Source organism: Poriferisphaera sp. WC338 (assembly GCF_050931845.1).
GTDB lineage: Bacteria > Planctomycetota > Phycisphaerae > Phycisphaerales > Phycisphaeraceae > Poriferisphaera.
Map to the genome: position 1 here is coordinate 4,045,249 of NZ_CP194516.1, position 16,905 is coordinate 4,062,153.

The following is a 16,905-nucleotide window of genomic DNA, read 5'->3' on the forward strand; positions in this document are numbered from 1 at the left end:
GGTATGCTGCAACGAGGCTTTATTGATCTGCTTTTCATTTTGCTTTGCGCTGCGATCGTACTTCTGAGCGAATCGATCCGCGTAGGCACAGTGGAAGCCAAACCTGCGGAAGTTGGCGGAGGCGCCGTTTCGCCTATCACGGTAGATCAAGTACGTCTGGTTGTTGTTCAAGAAGATAAGTATGTCTTCGAGGATAAGCCGTATGAAACACCTAGACAGCTCATGCAGGGTTGGCAGGGCAATGAGTGTATTGTCTTGGTGACCGGAAACGAACAGGTTACGCATCACCGTATGATGCGGGTTTGGTCTGATTTCCGTGATACGGGGGTGGCGGTTAAGTTTGGTGCAAAAGCAATCAACCAGGAAGAATCAAATAGCCAGCTTGGTGGGTTGGCTTCTCGTGAAGAATAACCATGTGATGGGGGTGTGCATTTGTCACGCGTCTTTATTTTATTTGGTGTCATACTTTCATTAGCACTACATGCAATGATGTTGGAGCTTCCGTTTATGAAGCGCCAAAAGCAAGTGAATGCACAGGAGCTTGCAGCGATTGTTGAGTTGGTAGAAGCGATGGAGACGTTGGAGATGCCTGAGGAGGAGGTAAAAGAAGAGGAAGTTGAGGAAGAATTACCGGAGCCAGAAGAGCTGGTTGAGGCTAAAGAACCAGAACCGGAGCCTGAACCAGAGATCGATGAAGAAGTAATTAAACCAGAGCCCGAGCCGATTAAGCAGGCTGAAACGCCCGAACCTGAGCCGGAACCCGAGCCAATGATGGAGCCCGAGCCTGTCGAGCAAGCTGCTGTAGAAGAGCCAGCGCCGCAGGAAGAGCCGAAATTAGAGATGGAGAGAATGTTTGAATCACAGCAAGCCGAGACAGAGGCTGAGGATATTGCGGGTGATTTTGCACGGGCGACCGAAGGCAAGCCGAGTCCAGTATTGCGGATTGACTGGGGGGATATGGAAGAAGCTCTTAATGTGATTCGCAGTGGAGGAATGCGATTGGTTGTTTATGAAGGAATGAATGAGCCGATTGATTTGGAGTACGTATTGCGCGGTGGCGAGTGGCGAAAGCAGCGTCTACGTGTGGGACGACGGGAACGGTATTCAAACCGCCTACGGATTGTGCATGAAGTGCCTGCTTTTTCAGGGGTCGTACAAAATCAAGGTTGGCAAGAAGGTAATCAATTGGCGGTGATGTTGCCGAGACCCGTAGAGCAGATGTTACAGAAAGCGCAATTGACTGCACTGTCGCGCAAGGGTTTGACAATGTCGGGGGTCCATAGTTTTGCTGGGAAATTTTCTCTTCAGAAAAATAAACGTTTAGATTTTGAAATAACCGCAATCCATGTTCGTACGCAGTGATGCGTGAAAAAAAGGCAAGGAACGATGAGTAGTCAAAAAAGACCATTTTCGTTAAACACAGTTCTTGTTGGGGTGAATGTGCTGATGCTCGTGCTCATCATCGCGGGTGTGATGGTGTATATTAATGTGAAGCACCGTCGCGCTAAGAGTGAAATGATTACTCAGCCAGCTCAGATTGTGGCGCAGCTCGTCAGTGAGGCAAAAGCTCAGGGTGATGATGGTTCGGCGAATGAACCGTCAGACGATGAAGTATTTGAAGAGCTTCCTCGTCGTGAAGAAGCACGCGGGAAAAACAATGATGCTGAACTCGACGAGCTTTCAGAGCATGAGCAGTTTGCAGACCGATCGGATTTAGCAGATAGGGGTGAGAGAATACCTGAAGCTGAAATTGAAGAAAAAGAAATGCAAATTGCTCGGGCTGAATCTGAAGATCAAGAAGGAGGATTGTTAGAGGAATTATCCGTCAAATATTCCGACAATGAGCCTGTCATTCAAGAGCCGGAGCGTGCAAAACTAATTTTACTTCAGACCGAAGATATCAAGATGGTGGATGAGCTTGCGGGTATTGATCAAGAAGAACAGGATAGAAAACACGAAGCTGCTGAACAGGCGATGGATGATGCGGGTATCGCTGATTACAGACGTCCAAATTATCGTAAGGTTCGCAGCGGTTTAATTGATGTTGCACAAGCATTAGTGCGACTCAATTCGCGATTGTCAGAATCTGAGCCAGGGCCTAATGGGGCCGACGAAGAGGCAATCACACAACTGGATTACGATGAAGAATAAGTAGCGACATCGAATTAATTGATGAACATGGTTTGGGATGAGTCGGGGCAAGCAATTGCTCCGGCTCATTTTGTTATTTCTTAGTCCAAGATATTCAAAAAGGAAAGTATTGCCTTCGACGTGGGCAGAATCAGATTTATGTTATCACGTATAAAAGAACGAATTTCTTCTTGTGGTATTACTTTAAAGGAATCATATTCGTTATTTGTTCGTGATTGGAAGTGGCTTTGTGCTTCAGCCAAACTGAGATTCGGCGTAAGTTTCAGGCAAACTTCATATGAGGGGTCGTTAGAATCCAGTGTATAAGCGAATGGAGTAACTTGAGTGATGATTTTTTTTGAAAGTCCGGTTTCTTCTTCAAGCTCGCAACAGATTTGAGATTTGAGGTCAATCAAACCTGTTGCGGAGTTGTAGAACTGCCTGTCGATTGCACCGGAAGGGGCTAATTCCCAATAACCCGCATATGACATGACATGCTGGCTACGTTTGGCAAAGACAATATAGTCGTCGTGAAGGATGATGCCAGAAACACCTACGGATATGGGCAGGTCAGCGAGTTTGTTTGGGATAATTTTACGCGCGACATAGTAGCGATACTCGAACCACCGACCGACCATGCCCTGTACATTTACGTCAAGAATACCAACAAGCGTGCCATTGAAAAGATGCGATCCACGTTTCTTTTTCTCGGTTTGCCAGAGCGCATCAACCTCATCACTCAAATTCGAGGGGGCTTCCCAGCTGGCTTCTTCGGGAATGCTCAGCGAGAACGATTCATGGGCGGGGTGGATGATCGTGTCACTCATAGGGATATCATATCATGAACGATCCTTAGCACATCACCCATCTGCCATAAGCAGCGATGCGTTTTACAATAGATTGCATTCCCATGTGTTTGAAGGGGTGAGCTCATTGTGTTGGAGGCACCCATCTACGGATACGTGAACCACGCAAGATGATCTTACTAGATCATTTAGTTCCTTTCTGTAAGGGTTGCTATGCGCACTGCGCTTGTCCATGAATGGATCGCTTCGTATGCGGGATCTGAAAAAGTTGTCGAAGCGATCGGGACGTTGTACCCGGAGGCGCCCCTTTATCTTTTACTATATAACCCAAAGGTGGTTTCACAGTCGCCGTTAGCGAATCGGTTAATACGTACGTCTTTCTTGCAGAAATTACCATTTGCGAAAACGCATCATGCGTTATATTTGCCGCTTATGCCTTTGGCGGTTGAGCAGCATGATCTCGGTGATTCGGAGTTGGTGATTTCATCGTCACATGCGGTGAGTAAGTCGGTATTGACACATGCAGATCAGCTACATATCTGTTACATGCACACACCGATGCGATACATCCATGATTTGTATCACGTATATATGAAGCAAGCTGGCATTGGTTCTGGTCCATGGGGCTTGTTGAAGCGAGCACTGCTACATCGCGTGCGTCAGTTTGATCTTGCGACGGCACATCGTCCAGATGTGCTTATTGCGAATTCACAGTACGTTGCTCGGCGTATTTACAAAATCTATCGTCGATCGTGCGAGGTGATTTATCCGCCGGTTGATGTGATGCGGTTTTCGCCTAACGAAGTGCGAGAGCATTTTTATTTAACAGTATCACGATTGGTTTCATATAAGCGTGTTGATTTGATTGTGCAAGCATTTGCGAAGCACCCGGATAAGCGATGTTATGTGATTGGAGATGGACCTGATCGAGAAAAGCTTGAGAGAATGAGTTCGCGTAATGTAATTTTTCTTGGGGAAAAACCAGATGAAGTAGTGTCTGATTATATGCAGAGATGTAGAGGGTTTGTGTATGCCGCAGACGAGGATTTTGGTATTGCGCCTGTTGAGGCGCAAGCAGCCGGCGCACCGGTGATTGCATTTGGTAAAGGCGGAACAAAAGAAACCGTGCTACACGGGACGACAGGGCTGCATTTCAAGCAGCAAACAGCTGAGGATATATCTGAGAGTATTCATCAATTTGATGCTTGCCGAACACAGTTTTCCTCGGCACAAATCGCAGAGCACGCACAGCAATTCTCAAGTGACCGATTTCTTAGTGAGATGAATGAGTTGATTCAATATTACTGGCAGATGTTCACTTCCAAAGGGATGATATGTCAGACACCGAGCAAGCTTTTGCGCCCGAATATCATGCAGCCACAAACGAACTAGCGATCAAGCCCAAAGGGCGGCGGGCTATCTCTAAACTAGCATCAGCGCATGCGCGGCCGCTGGCGGTCTATATACTGCTGTTCATTTCAGATATTGTTGCGCTATCAAGTGTTTTTTTTGCATCAGTGTTGGCCCGTGATTACTTCAATGGGGGCTACAATCCTTCAATCTATTGGCCCCTCCTACCGCTGGTGCTTGTGTTTATTCTTGCATACATCTGTGCGCGGTTATATCCGGGGATACCGCTTTCGCCTGCCAATGAACTGCGAAATCTCACGATTACCACGACCTTGGTATATTTTTCACTTGCGGCGGCTATTTTTTTATTTCGTGAAGCGACGACCTATTCCCGTGCAGTGATATTTATTTCTTGGATGCTTTCACTTTTGTCTGTACCGTTCGGACGGGCGCTTGTACGTATGTTGTTTGCAGGAAAACATTGGTGGGGACAGCCAGCGGTAATTATTGCGGACAATCTCTCCGCTCAACGTACAGTGCGCACCTTATGTATGCGCCCTGAAATCGGATTAAAGCCGGTTGCTGTGATTAACGTTGCGGAGGATTCAACAGTGACATCCGAAGATTACTTTGGTGTGCCGGTGAGAAATAGCCTTGAGCACATACGATCACTGTCGGGTCGAGAGAAAAAACATATTGCGATTGTAGCGATGTCAAAAGTTAATCATGAAAGTACACACAAACTTCTACGGAAGATCACAACCAACTTTCATTCAACAATTATGGTGCCACAATATGACGCACTGGCTTCATTGTGGGTGACTTCTGCGGACCTTGGTGGTGTGCTCGGCCTACAGATGCGGCATCGATTGCTTGATCCGGGAAGGCGATCATTAAAACGTTTTATAGAGCTGATTCTCGTGACCTTTTTTTCACCAGTCATCTTTCCAGTATTAATGATGATTGCTATTATCATTCGTCTTGATTCAAAAGGTGAAGTATTTTACCGACAGGAACGTGTCGGTAAACATGGCCAAAAGTTTTGGATGATTAAATTTCGCACGATGCACCATGATGCTGACCAGATGCTTGAAGAGTATCTACAACGTCATCCCGTTTATCAACTCGAATGGAAAGAAACGCATAAGCTTAAGTATGACCCCCGCATTACACGTGTTGGAAAATTTTTGCGAAAAACGTCCTTGGATGAGTTGCCACAACTGTTGAACGTAATGTTTGGAGAGATGGCATTGGTAGGACCGCGTCCAATTTTCGAAGAAGACATGGTGCATTACAAGCATGAAATTGATCTCTATAAGCAGGTTTCACCGGGTATTACAGGGATGTGGCAAGTGTCGGGGCGAAACCTGCTAACGTATCCGCAGCGCGTGGCATTGGACATTTATTATGTACGTAATTGGTCAGTTTGGCTTGATATCTACCTGCTATCGCGCACATTCTTAGCCGTAGTATTTTGTCGTGGTGCCTATTGATTCAAATGATCTTCTGGAGCAAGAAGCCAGAGTGTATACATACGGCCGCGCTTGCCGGAGTGGTTTGCCAACTCTTTAATAGGGATAAGTTTAGCTTGCTTCATTTTAAGCATTCCTTCATCACTTAGGGGCAAGATGGCATACGAGAAATGTGTTGCAGTAAGCTGATTCATGACCACACGATCACTCCACCACGAAAGCTCCATATTCATCCATGTCGGAGCAAGCACAGCTTCAGCAGGATCAACATATTTGTGAATATCTGCTGCTAAGCCAGGAATACCGAGATACTTATTCCGCCGGTACTGTTCATGGTTTTCAAATCGTGATGCAAACACCTTCAGGTCAGTAGCTAAGTTGCAACCAAGCCAGATAATAACGATAGCGGGTGTGAGCCATTTTGTACTGATTTTAAAGTGTTTTTGAGCCGTTAAAGATTCAAGCCAGCAGAGACCGTCCCATATCGCCAGTGTGATTAATCCCGTGATAGGAATAAAGTATCGATCTACTGGTAGCACAAGAATCCACTGCACAATGAATGCACAAAAAAGAATTCCCCATAACAATCGTCTTCGAAAGAGACGTAATCCCAGCATAAAAAGAATCAGGCCGATAGGTATGCTGATGATGGGGCCGAGATCTTGACCTAGTATGCCTTCCGGGCCAGCTTCCGTCAGTAGAAATTGGATGTTTTGCCACATCCGAGTAAGTAAATCATATGGTGATGTTTGTGTGATGAGATCGATTACTAATTTTTCATCGGGATGCAGACTCAGTGGACCTACACCAAGTGCAAGCCACCGTGCAGATATAGTAAAAACAAATATTGCGATACTGGTAAATATGAGAATTCGCCATTTTTGATAATGTACAAGTTTAATAAAAAGTGTGAGAATGACTGCGCTGACAAACACAATTACAACACTACGAAAAATACTCATAATCACGATGCCCATGCATAGTTCAAATACACTTCGCAAAACTCCTTTTTTTTGCCACCATACAGTGGCATCACACCAATCATTGCTAAGAGATTGTTGAAGACGCTCGACACCCAATAACATAAGTATTGAGCCAAGCGCAAAAGGAATATCGGGAAGTAGTTCATAGGCATGACTGTAGAACGTTTCAGTGATGCCAAAAGACGCGGTTAAAAATACGGCTTCACCACGACGGCAGAATAGTGAAAACCATTGATAAACAAGCAAAAGTGTGATGGATGCAATTGCAAGCCAGATGGTGAGTCCTGCGGCGATTGCATTTGGACCTTCTCCAAAAAGATGCATACACGCAGCTAATACCCAAGCCATTCCTGGGCTTAGCGGTTGGTACAATGCGCTGCGCATGCCATCTGTATGGCTACGAAGAAGATCACGCGCATAACAAAGGTGTAGTGCGCTGTCTCCACCAGGTCGCCAAGAAAAGGAAAAACCGATCAGGTACAGTGCCAACAATGAACCAACAATTGCCCAGCGATATTGCCACGCCCAACTGGTAAGCTTACCGGTGAACATTTGGGGTTTTTCGATGCTGATTGGGCCTGTGGTAGCGGTCGTCACATCGTTCCCCTCTGCATGGTATGTGAAATTATCTAGGCGCGGCTGCAGGTACAGTGATCAATGGTGCCATTTGGCCACTTTCTCTGGATTGCAAATTGAAGAGATAGGTAATGAGTGCAAGTGTTCTTTTGGATCCTTCGTCTTCATCTTTAACATAGTAATAATGGTTACGATATTTAATCTGCACAAAGACATTTTTTACAGGTTTCTTACTTGATCCAATTTCAAGAAGTTTTTCTTTTGCGCTAGGCGGCATTCTCATTAACGCTTCTTCATAAACAATATTTTGCTCCATATGTAATTCTGGTGCTTCAACTGCGCTTGAAAGTGAGATAAGCATGGTGAGAAGTGACCTTGTTTGCATGGCGATCTCATCCATGCTTCGTTGGATTGAGCTTTGGATCAATATAAATTCTGAATCTGTTTGGCTTAGGTTTAGAATCTCTCGCAAACGCATGGTCATCTTATTTTGTGCTTCTGTTCCTTTGGTGGGTGGAAGAAAAAGTGTAAGTTTTCGACCGGATTGTTCGACACGAATATCGAGCATGCCTTGACTTTGAAGTGCTTTTAAGAGTGTGACGAGTTCAACAAATTCGCTATCTTGTGCTTGAGCTTTCGTAGATTCAATATTGTTTGAACTTACGATGGTATGGTTTCGGAGACCATTGATTTGATCAACACATAGTTCAAGCAAATGATCAATTGGCCAACCGGCTTGTGCGATATAGATGATTGTGACGGGATCAATGGGCGTGAGTAATCGTTCAGTAAAGTCTTCACCTACCAGGGGAGTGTATGTGATGGTTGGGCTTTCAGTGAAGCTGCCGCTAATTGAGAATGGGACTTCGGTCACACCCGCAACGCCATCGGCATTCACACGGAATCCGCCAATGGCTTCAGTGTTGATCGAGTATTGAGATAAGATGCCACTGACTTCAACAAAATGAGGTGTGCCACCATATCGCATACGGACAAGATTCTGAACAAGCTGATTTTTCCATGATTGAGCAAGAGCAGCGCTGTAGTCGAAACGGTCAGGAATGATCGACTTCGGTCCGTAAGAATGGCAGCCAGTAGCGCAGAGCAAAACACAAACCGCTAAATATCTAATCAGGTTTTTGTTATTCATGAGCCGTCCCTGCTCGTTTATATGTGTGTAACAAATTACGCTTATATGGAGATAGTCCGGTAATGAAACGATTGATATATACAGCTTCATCATATAGCGCATAAAGATCAAGCATTTTCCCCTCCTGTTCTTTCCCTAGAGAGATTACTTAGGTGGAGTGAATGCTTGTTTTTAGTGATCTGAAGAATGGGGTGTGTTTAATGCAGAAAAGAATAACTACAAATACTGTTAGTATAGATGTGTTAGTAGCGAATGGTAAATGTGTCTGTGCTGCTAGGTTCACCGAATTCACCAGTGGCTTCACTTTCGTTCTTGATGACCGTTTCAATATTACGGCTCATGCGTTCTTTAATTGCCTGCATGAACGCAGTAATTTCTTTTTTGTCCCCTTCGATGATAGCCTGCACGCTGCCATCTAGCATGTTCTGCACATATCCTGCTACCGCAAATTTCTTTGCAATCTCAATCGTGGTGTAGCGAAAGCCAACCCCTTGTACATGTCCAACATATTTCACCGAGATACGAATCATTAAACTAAAACTCCCTGCCTTATGGTGAAGCGATACAAACACAATCAATCTTTATGATTCGTTTTCTAGTGCAGCCATATCTTCATCAGAGATATCAAAATTCGCGTGAACTTTTTGAACATCATCATGGTCTTCAACTAGCTCGATGAAGTTCATGACTTTTACAACATCGCTGCCGGTAACTTCGACAGTGTTTTGCGCGATCATGTTAACTGAAGCCGATTCGATGACGAAACCAACTGATTCAATTGCACCACGAAGATCCATAAATGCTGATGGCTCGCAAAGCACTTCCCAAGAATCGTCCGCGTCTGCCACATCGTCTGCACCAGACTCAAGTGCGGTATCCATGAGTTTTTCTTCATCTGTGTTTTCTTTGGAGATGAAGATCTGGCCTTTCTGTTCGAAGTTATAAGCGACACATCCCGTGGCCCCGAGGTTGCCGCCGCCGCGTTCAAAGATCTTGCGGACTTCGCCAGCGGTTCGGTTGCGGTTATCAGTAAGAATATCGAGCATAATCGCTACGCCTGCCGGGCCGTAGCCTTCGTAGACGATGGATTCGAAGGAAACACCTTCTAGCTCGCCGGTACCTTTTTTGATGGCGTTGGCGATAGTGTCCTTGGGCATGTTCTCGGCTTTGGCATCATCGATGGCATAGCGGAGAGCCAGGTTCATTTCAGGATTGCCGCCGCCATTTTTAGCTGCGACCATGATCGCCTTAGAGCATTTGGACCAGATTTTCGACCGTTTGGCGTCTTGGCGCCCTTTACGATGCTTGATATTTGCCCATTTACTATGACCAGCCATATCTGTTTACTCCTAAAGCGTTTAGCTTTCTCGTTTCGTTGGGTTGCAGGCGGCAGGCCTGTTAGTGTTGGCGTGTGATGCTGTGCCGGATTGTTGCTAGTGCCTGATCGTCGGTGTTGCGGGTGCCCATGACGCGTGGCAACGCTAAGGCGGCCAAATCGGTCAAGGGGAGGTATTTTAAGGGTAGCTACGGGGTGGGCCAAATTGGACGTGTTGAATAATGGTGGTAATGAGGGATTGCGGCGCTGCGGCGACATAAGTCGGATTTGGGGGCGAGTGTTTAGTGGTCGAATTTTGTGCATTGAACTAGTCGATCGGAGAGGGTGGGGGGGTGGGGTCATCGTAGGGTTTAACTTGCAGAGAGTGGAAGGTGACGGAAACGCCGGGGACCCAAGTCCAGGCACCGATGGCGAGGCGGGTTTCAGATGTTTTGGGGGCATCGATGTGAGGGAAAGTATAGATCTCTTCGCCATCAATGAAGGCTTTTGTTTCGTGCTGTGTGATGTGGAGTTCGAAGTTGACGGTGTTGCTGTTGAACATGTGATCGATGGTATCAGGGCCGAGATTATTATTGTCGATCTGAACACTGACTTGGTTAATCAGTGGGTACATGCTAAAGCTGGTTTCTGCGAGATTATTATTGTTAAAGTGGTCAGCGTGGTAGAAGACAGCGATGTTGGGATATTGATTCTCCAGTTCGGCATCGAGTTGGTTGTGGAGTGTTGCTTTGCCACGGATTTTGATACGCTTGCCAAAGTCGATTTTGTGAAGGACAGCCAGACCTTGCGGGAGACGTGCGGAATAGGAGTTACCGCGCAGGCCGTCTTCTTCTATCGACCACTGTCCGTAGATTGTTTTCCAGCCGGCGTAGGGTTGGTTTGGATTGATCAACTCGGTCCATTTGCTTTCTTTAAAGCTCTGGTTGATTTCAGCAAGTTGTTTGAATTCTTCGATAGCGCGGCGTTCATATGAGGTTGTATCGGGGTTGTCCTTGAGATCGGTGAGGATGGTGTTGTAAATGTTGATGGCGGCTTTGTGTTTTCGTTGTTGATGATCATAAGCCATCGCCTCAAAGAGCTTGTCGGTATAGGGCTGCCCTATGGTGAAGATGCGCTGGGCGGTAAGTGGTTGGTGGTCGATCAGGGCGGTGTGGTGCATCTGAATGTTGTCTTTGTTTTTTAGGTAAAGCTCACGGGCAAGATCATGTTTGTTGGTGTGGTGTGCGAATGCGATCCGGTTGGCGATCAGTTCGAAGCGGCCGCTTTTGTAGTTGGGCTGATCGATCAGTTTTGTCAACAAGTTATCAAGATCGGTTTGAATGGTGGGAATACGCAGACAATCAAGGCTTTCTGTTTCGTTGATCATGGTGTGGACAGTGTTTCGCAACATAAGCGGGGCGCGGGTATCGAAGCGGTCGGAACTGAGTGCGATCTTGCCGACGTGGTACATCTCTTTGAGTGAGCCACCCCACCGAGGTCGCACGGCGTCGAGGGCCTTTGCGTAGGCCATGGTGTGGTCGTGCTGGGCGGCAATTGCGAGTCGAAGCCAATGCCATGAATCTTCATGTCGTTGTAATGCGTCACTGCCAGCCATGGCAGCGGTGATTAGATCGGTTGCCGGCTCGGGAAGTGATGGGGCAATCTCGTGTGCTTTGCGTAGGTGGTGTACCGCAAGACGGAGATGCTTCTTAAAATTTTGCCAGCCGTCATCAGTCACGGTTGAAGCATAGCCATCGCCGCGGTGCTGCCAGGCCACATTGATATGGTGATTGCCAAGTGCGAGGTTGTACAACCAAGGGTCGATCTTGTCTTCATGTTTCTGGAGTTTGGCGAAGATGGCCTTTTTGAAATTTAGGGTCAGTTTATCGCGCCGACCAAAGAAATATTCGTGATTGTTGTAGATCGTGCGGCGCGTCTCGGGGTTAGCTTTGGCATATGCAAGCAGGGGGACGATGTGATCTATGATGGTATTTTTGGGGAAGCGAATATTTGGTAAGTACCGCGCGCCATCGCGTTTACGGGAGAGCTCGTCGACCAGCTGGATGATCATAAATTTGATTTCAGGGGAGTAGTCGAGATCTTTTAGACGATTGACACTGTTAATGTAGAGATTGAATTGCTTTTCGTTACAGGAATCATGGAAGGCGGTTTTGAAGATAGCAAATAGCACTAGCGGGTCTTCACAGCGGGTCGTCATGAGCTGTATTGCTAGTTCATTGATCCGATCCATTTGAACGCTATCTGGTATTCGCAGATAGGGGATGCGGGTATTGATATGCAGTGCATAGTAGTATTCAAACTGTTTGAGGAAACGAGTGGCGAGCGAATCCCAATTGGCATTTTTATGACCATGGTTGTTGTAGGCGGATGTAAACCGGTCTTGATAATAATCAATGCGCTGTTGCATCAGGTCATGCAGAGAGAGTGGGCCGTGAGTGAAGGATTCGATGGGAGGTAGGTAAGGCTGTGGTTGTGTGGGTTGAGCTTGAGCGAATTGGGCGCTAAGAAGTAGGCAAAGAACGGTGACAAAAAGCTGTTTAACTGAATGCATGTGATATTCCGATAGAATGTTGTGGTATCGATATAGTGGCTATTGTAATGAGCGGCGTGAGGTTGATAAATGATAAGTGGCGGACGAGCAGTCAATCATTGCTCATTGTGTGGTCAGTTGATCAAGTCGATCAGGTGTGATGGTTTGCCGATTGATGATCTCGGCAATTTGCTTGCAATTACCAGCTATGCGCGGTTTTGTAAGTAAGTAATCGAGTTTTTGTGAGAGGCGGCGGGGCGTAAATTTCTTTGGCGGGAGGTAGTCGCCAATATCAAGACGGCGTACGCGGCTGGCGTTATCGGGTTGATCATGTGAAAGGGGCATGATCAATTGCGGGGTGGCGGTCGTGATGGCGCGGGCGGTCGTACCGATGCCGCCGTGATGAATGATCGCGGCGCAGTGTGGAAGCAGTTTGGCAAACGGTGCGTAGGGTACGTGCAGCACATGCTCTGGCAGTTGTTTGGGCGGGTAGGGCAGATGCTCGGTGAATTGCGTGGCGAAGATGGCGGGGCGGTCGAGGTTTTGTGTCGCGGCTAGTGCGGATTGGAAGAAGGTTTGTGCGTGGCGATTTTCCGAGCCGGGCGTGAAAAGGAGTGGCTTCTGATCCGCGGCACTGTGTTTGTCTAAGAAGGATTGCAGCTTTGCAGTGAATGGTTTGCCGAGGTCCAACTCGAAGGGTGGAAATCCGATGTGATGGGTATGTGGTGGCCAGTCTGGCTGTGCGGGGCAGAAAGCTTCGGGGAAGAGCGCGAGGTTAATATCCGGGGAATGGATCCAGCTTGCAAAGAAGTTTCGCTTAACGGTATCTAATCCATGATTAGATATGAAGGGATTGACGACCGGGAACATGAGCCGATCGGTATATTTGTTGAGGAAATAGTAGAGTGTGTGCGTTACGGGGACGCGGATCAGTTTTGGCAGGCGGGTAAGATCGGGGATGGCGTGCGAAGCGCGGTAAGGCGCATGAACGGATTGAAAGAGCAGCGGTTGCAGCTGGGTCATCACCAGACGGAAGGGGTATTTTTGCCGGGCGATGCGAGCGCCCATCCCGAGAGCAGGCGTCAGAACGATGAGGTTGTTTCCGCTTGTTTTATAGTGTTTTTCGGTGAGATTGTAGACGGGTTGGAGCAGGTTCGGTATCGCTTTATCGATGATCAACAGCGGCCCCTTGGTGGGATGCCAAAGGTCAGGATCACCTGCCATTTCTTCAAAGAGTTCATCATCACCGAGCGGCGTGAAGGGGACACCAGCATCATTAGCGAGATGTTTGTAGCCGGGTCTTGTGGCGAAGGTGATGTGGTGCCCAGTAGATTGGAGGGTGGATGCGAGGTGGAGTAAGGGGAAGACATCGCCATAGGAACCGATCGCGATGATGAGGATGTCTTTGGGTGAATCAGATGGCTGATAGAGCGATGGTGGCGGAGGCGTGTTTTGTGAAGCAGGTGAGGGCATGGGGGTATTGTAAGGGAAGTTGCCGTGTTAGTTGTTGGTGTGTGGGTTTGGTTGTGTGGAAGGAGTTGCGGTTGTAAAGAAGATACGCCAAATGGCGCGGAGGTTGATGAGTAGGATGGAGGTGATTGTGCTGTAGAGTAAAGCGAACCAATAAATAGTGAATGACCAAGTTGAGAAAAGTTCATTTGATACGGCTAAAAACCTATAGCCGATTAAGTGTATGTAAAGTTCGCGTGTTGGTTCAGGACGTCTCGGACCTGTTGTGATAGATGATAAGAAGCCAAATAGTTCATTGCCAAATCGCCAAGCATCTACAGTGTCTTCTGAACCAATGATGTTGAACCAGCAAGCACGCTCATAGTAATAATCATCCCAATGAAAACCGATGAGTCTGTTGTTAAAGGTGGCGTTGGTGATGAGGAGATTGTAGGTGTTGCGATTTTTGATGAGTATCATGGCACAGAGTGACAGCAATGCGACGGTGAGAAGAATCGCGGTGAGGGTGTACCTGATCAGTTTGATCTTGTTTGTCTTGATGCGTTTATTTTAATAGCGAGGGGTTATTGTTTTAAGTGTTTTTTAATTGTGCCTTCAGGCCAGCGGGGCCTGAAGGCAATCACGCAAACACAGATTGGATGGTGGGTGTTTGTGTGTGATTGGTATCTGGTTAGTCCGTCACGCGGAGGGTGATGAGGGTGACGTCATCGGTGGCGGGGTGTGTTTGGGTGTGTTGACGCAGTTCCCAAAGGATATGATTGAGGATGTCGGCGGCGGTGTGTTTGGTTTGTGCGGCAGTCGTGAGGGCGCGCTCAAGATTAGTGCGCCCGAACTTTTGTTGGTCGGGATTAAACGCATCAGTGAGGCCATCAGTATAGAGCAGTAGCGTGTCGCCGGGCTCAAGATCAAAGAGGCCCTTGTCGTAGTGCGTATCGGGGAGAACGCCGACGATCATGCCGCCGGTGTCGAGTTGATGGATGGTGCCGTTGCGCAGAAGCAATGGCGGGTCATGCCCGGCAGATGCATAGGTGAGGCGGAGGGTGTTGGGGTCGAGTGTGCCGTACCAAAGCGTGGCGAATTCGGAGTCGAGCGTGTCTCGACAAAGCGCGTTGTTCACGCGGGTCATAATCTCGTCGAGGTCGTAAAGGTCTTGTGCAAATGCACGGAGTGATGCTCGAACGGAAGACATGAGCAGTGAAGCAGCAACACCTTTACCAACAGCATCGCCGATGGCGAGGCCAAGCGACGTGTCTAGATGAATGAAATCGTAGAAGTCGCCAGCGAGATCGAGCGATGGGATATAGCGAGCCGCGATGTCTATGTTTGGCAGCTTAGGTGTGCGCTTGGGAAGCATGCGGCGTTGCACTGAAGCGGCAAGCTGGATTTGGCGCATCATGTTGCGTGATGCTTTGCGCTGTGCTTGAAGTTGCGCAGTTTCGATCGCGCTGGCGAGCAGGTCGGCAATCGCGCGGGTGAGATGGATCTCATAGTGCGAAAAATCGCGGGTGGCAGCGGTGAAGAGCTGGATTGTGCCGATGGGCTTGGACTGGTAGGTGATGCCGACAGCAAGCATGGAGGCGAGGCCTTCGGAAGCGGCATCGCCGGGGAACAGCACACGCGGATCGGTCGTCATGTCTTTGACATAGACGGTCTGACCAGAGATGGCATCATGGAACATGTTGTCGGTATCAAGCTGGATTTTGCCTTTGGTGAGATACTCCGGTGAGAGATTGTGCACCGCGCGCGGAACCAGGTGCGTGTCATCATCTTTGTCTAACAGACGGATAGACACAGCCTTCACGGCCAAGATGTCGGCGATGGCGTGTACGGCTGCTTCAAGAATGTCATCGAGTTGTTGGTGATTGGAGAGGTTGGAAGAAAGTTTGTAGAGGGCGGAGAGCTCACGAGCGCGGAGGCGGGCTTGATACTCTTCATAGCAGAGGCGGGTGATAGCACTGGCGAGCTGATAGAGCAGTTGAATGGCGGCAGCTTTTTGTGAGGCAAGCGCTTCATCAAAAGCGCAGAGGAGTTGGTTGGCTGGCTTGGGGGTTAGGCCGAGCTTTTGGGTGAGGGCAATGAAATCTTTGCGGTGCTTGGTTGCTGGGAGACTGGTGCCAGAGCATGGCGAGGGAGGATTTTCCGTTGCTGTCTCGTCAGCGTCGGGGGTTCCGGGGGTGATGTTGATCGAGGCGATATGCTTGCCTTCGAGCATGATGGGTGCGGTAACGGTGTCGTGGTCGAGATCTTCGGGTGAGATCAGATGGGCGAGGGCGGCATTGGAAGCATCACGCTGGGGAGTGTTGGTGGGTGCGGTGATGGGCGAGCCATCGGCGGCGACGATGGTGGTTTGCAATCGTGTGGCGGCGGTAAAGGCGTCTTGGATTTCTTGCAGGGTAGCAAGATCGAGGAAGTCGGTGAGTTTTGGGGTAAGGGATAGCTGCGTCGCAGCGAGATTGGTTGCTGGATCGTCTGAAGAAGGAGCAGGAGGTTGTGTGTCGGTTTGACTCATCTGAGGCCAAGTTAACGGGTGGCTGGCGAAATGCAATTCGCGTCAGTGTGGTACGGAAAGAAAAATGGGTTGTAATCACGGGATATGGCGATTGGGCAGTACGGGGGGCTATGGCGCTTAGGGAAAGGGAGAATTCTGGGCCGCAAACTGGTGTACCGGGGGTATAATGTCGTGTGATAAAAGTCGGGTCGTTTTCAGTAGCAACATTCGTGGCAGGCGCATCACGCGCGATAAATCCTATCTCTTTGGTTTAGAAAGTGAGCACGACGTGGAAGATCAAGCTATCCGGTATGAAACAGTCAGCATCAGCACTGGTGAAGAAGACGCGGAAGAGCAGTTAGGTTATCGCCTGCTTAGTGGTGAGTTTGAGGGGGCGGTGTTTGTGATTCATGACGTTGAGATTGAGGAGGCTGCGGAAGGCGACGAAGATGACGAGCCGAGCATGGTGATCAATTTTGATGTGGTTGATGGGGTGGTGCTTGAAGAAGATGGTAGTGTGCCGGGAGAATTGGAAGAACTCATCGCGGCGGTGGCGTGTGATTTGATGGATCGTGAGATTGATGGGGAGGATTAATCGATAATGGAATTTAAGT

15 protein-coding genes are annotated in these 16,905 nt (G+C 48.2%); 6 read left to right on the top strand and 9 right to left on the bottom strand.

Annotation, left to right across the window (positions count from 1 at the left end; genetic code table 11):
* Positions 1-3: 3 nt before the first annotated feature.
* From ACQ6WK_RS16765 to ACQ6WK_RS16775, 3 genes are all read left to right on the top strand, one after another.
* Entirely contained in the window at positions 4-411 is a 408-nt protein-coding gene (locus tag ACQ6WK_RS16765) for a hypothetical protein (protein ID WP_432798542.1), read from the top strand.
* Between the two features lie 96 nt (positions 412-507).
* Positions 508-1,362 (top strand): hypothetical protein, encoded by an 855-nt coding sequence (locus tag ACQ6WK_RS16770; RefSeq protein WP_432798543.1) that lies wholly within the window; start codon positions 508-510, stop codon positions 1,360-1,362.
* Between the two features lie 24 nt (positions 1,363-1,386).
* Positions 1,387-2,151, top strand: coding sequence for a hypothetical protein (locus ACQ6WK_RS16775; protein ID WP_432798544.1), 765 nt, complete (start codon positions 1,387-1,389; stop codon positions 2,149-2,151).
* Positions 2,152-2,231: 80 nt separating this feature from the next.
* Here ACQ6WK_RS16775 and ACQ6WK_RS16780 read toward each other — a convergent pair whose 3' ends face one another.
* Entirely contained in the window at positions 2,232-2,957 is a 726-nt protein-coding gene (locus tag ACQ6WK_RS16780) for a hypothetical protein (protein WP_432798545.1), read from the bottom strand.
* 192 nt (positions 2,958-3,149) lie between these two features.
* On the opposite strand from ACQ6WK_RS16780, the gene ACQ6WK_RS16785 reads away from it, so the two are divergent.
* Together ACQ6WK_RS16785 and wbaP are read left to right on the top strand one after the other, a co-directional pair.
* The gene (locus tag ACQ6WK_RS16785; protein ID WP_432798546.1) at positions 3,150-4,328 is read left to right on the top strand and encodes a glycosyltransferase; all 1,179 of its coding nucleotides are present in this window, start codon (positions 3,150-3,152) and stop codon (positions 4,326-4,328) included.
* On the top strand, positions 4,271-5,779 hold the full coding sequence (gene wbaP, locus ACQ6WK_RS16790; protein ID WP_432798547.1) for an undecaprenyl-phosphate galactose phosphotransferase WbaP: 1,509 nt from the start codon (positions 4,271-4,273) through the stop codon (positions 5,777-5,779). The genes ACQ6WK_RS16785 and wbaP overlap by 58 nt, the downstream gene beginning before the upstream one ends.
* Here wbaP and ACQ6WK_RS16795 read toward each other — a convergent pair.
* The 8 genes from ACQ6WK_RS16795 to ACQ6WK_RS16830 all read right to left on the bottom strand — a co-directional run bounded on the left by ACQ6WK_RS16795 (position 5,773) and on the right by ACQ6WK_RS16830 (position 16,312).
* Positions 5,773-7,338: a hypothetical protein gene (locus ACQ6WK_RS16795; protein WP_432798548.1), complete on the bottom strand. Its 1,566-nt coding sequence runs from the start codon at positions 7,336-7,338 to the stop codon at positions 5,773-5,775. The two genes, wbaP and ACQ6WK_RS16795, sit on opposite strands and share 7 nt — an antisense overlap.
* A gap of 28 nt (positions 7,339-7,366) precedes the next feature.
* Positions 7,367-8,578, bottom strand: coding sequence for a hypothetical protein (locus ACQ6WK_RS16800; RefSeq protein ID WP_432798549.1), 1,212 nt, complete (start codon positions 8,576-8,578; stop codon positions 7,367-7,369).
* 131 nt (positions 8,579-8,709) lie between these two features.
* Positions 8,710-8,997 carry an acylphosphatase gene (locus ACQ6WK_RS16805; RefSeq protein ID WP_432798550.1) on the bottom strand — a complete coding sequence of 96 codons (288 nt, stop codon included), beginning with the start codon at positions 8,995-8,997 and terminating at the stop codon, positions 8,710-8,712.
* Positions 8,998-9,048: 51 nt separating this feature from the next.
* Positions 9,049-9,804, bottom strand: coding sequence for a YebC/PmpR family DNA-binding transcriptional regulator (locus ACQ6WK_RS16810; protein ID WP_432798551.1), 756 nt, complete (start codon positions 9,802-9,804; stop codon positions 9,049-9,051).
* Between the two features lie 306 nt (positions 9,805-10,110).
* Entirely contained in the window at positions 10,111-12,354 is a 2,244-nt protein-coding gene (locus ACQ6WK_RS16815; protein ID WP_432798552.1) for a hypothetical protein, read from the bottom strand.
* Between the two features lie 102 nt (positions 12,355-12,456).
* Positions 12,457-13,806 (bottom strand): glycosyltransferase, encoded by a 1,350-nt coding sequence (locus ACQ6WK_RS16820; protein WP_432798553.1) that lies wholly within the window; start codon positions 13,804-13,806, stop codon positions 12,457-12,459.
* A gap of 27 nt (positions 13,807-13,833) precedes the next feature.
* Positions 13,834-14,262: a hypothetical protein gene (locus ACQ6WK_RS16825; RefSeq protein WP_432798554.1), complete on the bottom strand. Its 429-nt coding sequence runs from the start codon at positions 14,260-14,262 to the stop codon at positions 13,834-13,836.
* A 211-nt stretch (positions 14,263-14,473) separates the two neighbouring features.
* Entirely contained in the window at positions 14,474-16,312 is a 1,839-nt protein-coding gene (locus ACQ6WK_RS16830; RefSeq protein WP_432798555.1) for a SpoIIE family protein phosphatase, read from the bottom strand.
* Between the two features lie 166 nt (positions 16,313-16,478).
* On the opposite strand from ACQ6WK_RS16830, the gene ACQ6WK_RS16835 reads away from it, so the two are divergent.
* A complete protein-coding gene (locus tag ACQ6WK_RS16835) occupies positions 16,479-16,886 on the top strand; it encodes a hypothetical protein (RefSeq protein ID WP_432798556.1) in 408 nt (135 codons plus the stop codon).
* Positions 16,887-16,905 lie beyond the last annotated feature (19 nt).

Coding starts and splice junctions, on each gene's coding strand:
- ACQ6WK_RS16765 (WP_432798542.1), top strand. CDS start 4: ATGCTGCAACGAGGCTTTATTGATCTGCTTTTCATTTTGCTTTGCGCT.
- ACQ6WK_RS16770 (WP_432798543.1), top strand. CDS start 508: ATGAAGCGCCAAAAGCAAGTGAATGCACAGGAGCTTGCAGCGATTGTT.
- ACQ6WK_RS16775 (WP_432798544.1), top strand. CDS start 1,387: ATGAGTAGTCAAAAAAGACCATTTTCGTTAAACACAGTTCTTGTTGGG.
- ACQ6WK_RS16780 (WP_432798545.1), bottom strand. CDS start 2,957: ATGAGTGACACGATCATCCACCCCGCCCATGAATCGTTCTCGCTGAGC.
- ACQ6WK_RS16785 (WP_432798546.1), top strand. CDS start 3,150: ATGCGCACTGCGCTTGTCCATGAATGGATCGCTTCGTATGCGGGATCT.
- wbaP (WP_432798547.1), top strand. CDS start 4,271: ATGTCAGACACCGAGCAAGCTTTTGCGCCCGAATATCATGCAGCCACA.
- ACQ6WK_RS16805 (WP_432798550.1), bottom strand. CDS start 8,997: ATGATTCGTATCTCGGTGAAATATGTTGGACATGTACAAGGGGTTGGC.
- ACQ6WK_RS16810 (WP_432798551.1), bottom strand. CDS start 9,804: ATGGCTGGTCATAGTAAATGGGCAAATATCAAGCATCGTAAAGGGCGC.
- ACQ6WK_RS16815 (WP_432798552.1), bottom strand. CDS start 12,354: ATGCATTCAGTTAAACAGCTTTTTGTCACCGTTCTTTGCCTACTTCTT.
- ACQ6WK_RS16820 (WP_432798553.1), bottom strand. CDS start 13,806: ATGCCCTCACCTGCTTCACAAAACACGCCTCCGCCACCATCGCTCTAT.
- ACQ6WK_RS16825 (WP_432798554.1), bottom strand. CDS start 14,262: ATGATACTCATCAAAAATCGCAACACCTACAATCTCCTCATCACCAAC.
- ACQ6WK_RS16830 (WP_432798555.1), bottom strand. CDS start 16,312: ATGAGTCAAACCGACACACAACCTCCTGCTCCTTCTTCAGACGATCCA.
- ACQ6WK_RS16835 (WP_432798556.1), top strand. CDS start 16,479: ATGTCGTGTGATAAAAGTCGGGTCGTTTTCAGTAGCAACATTCGTGGC.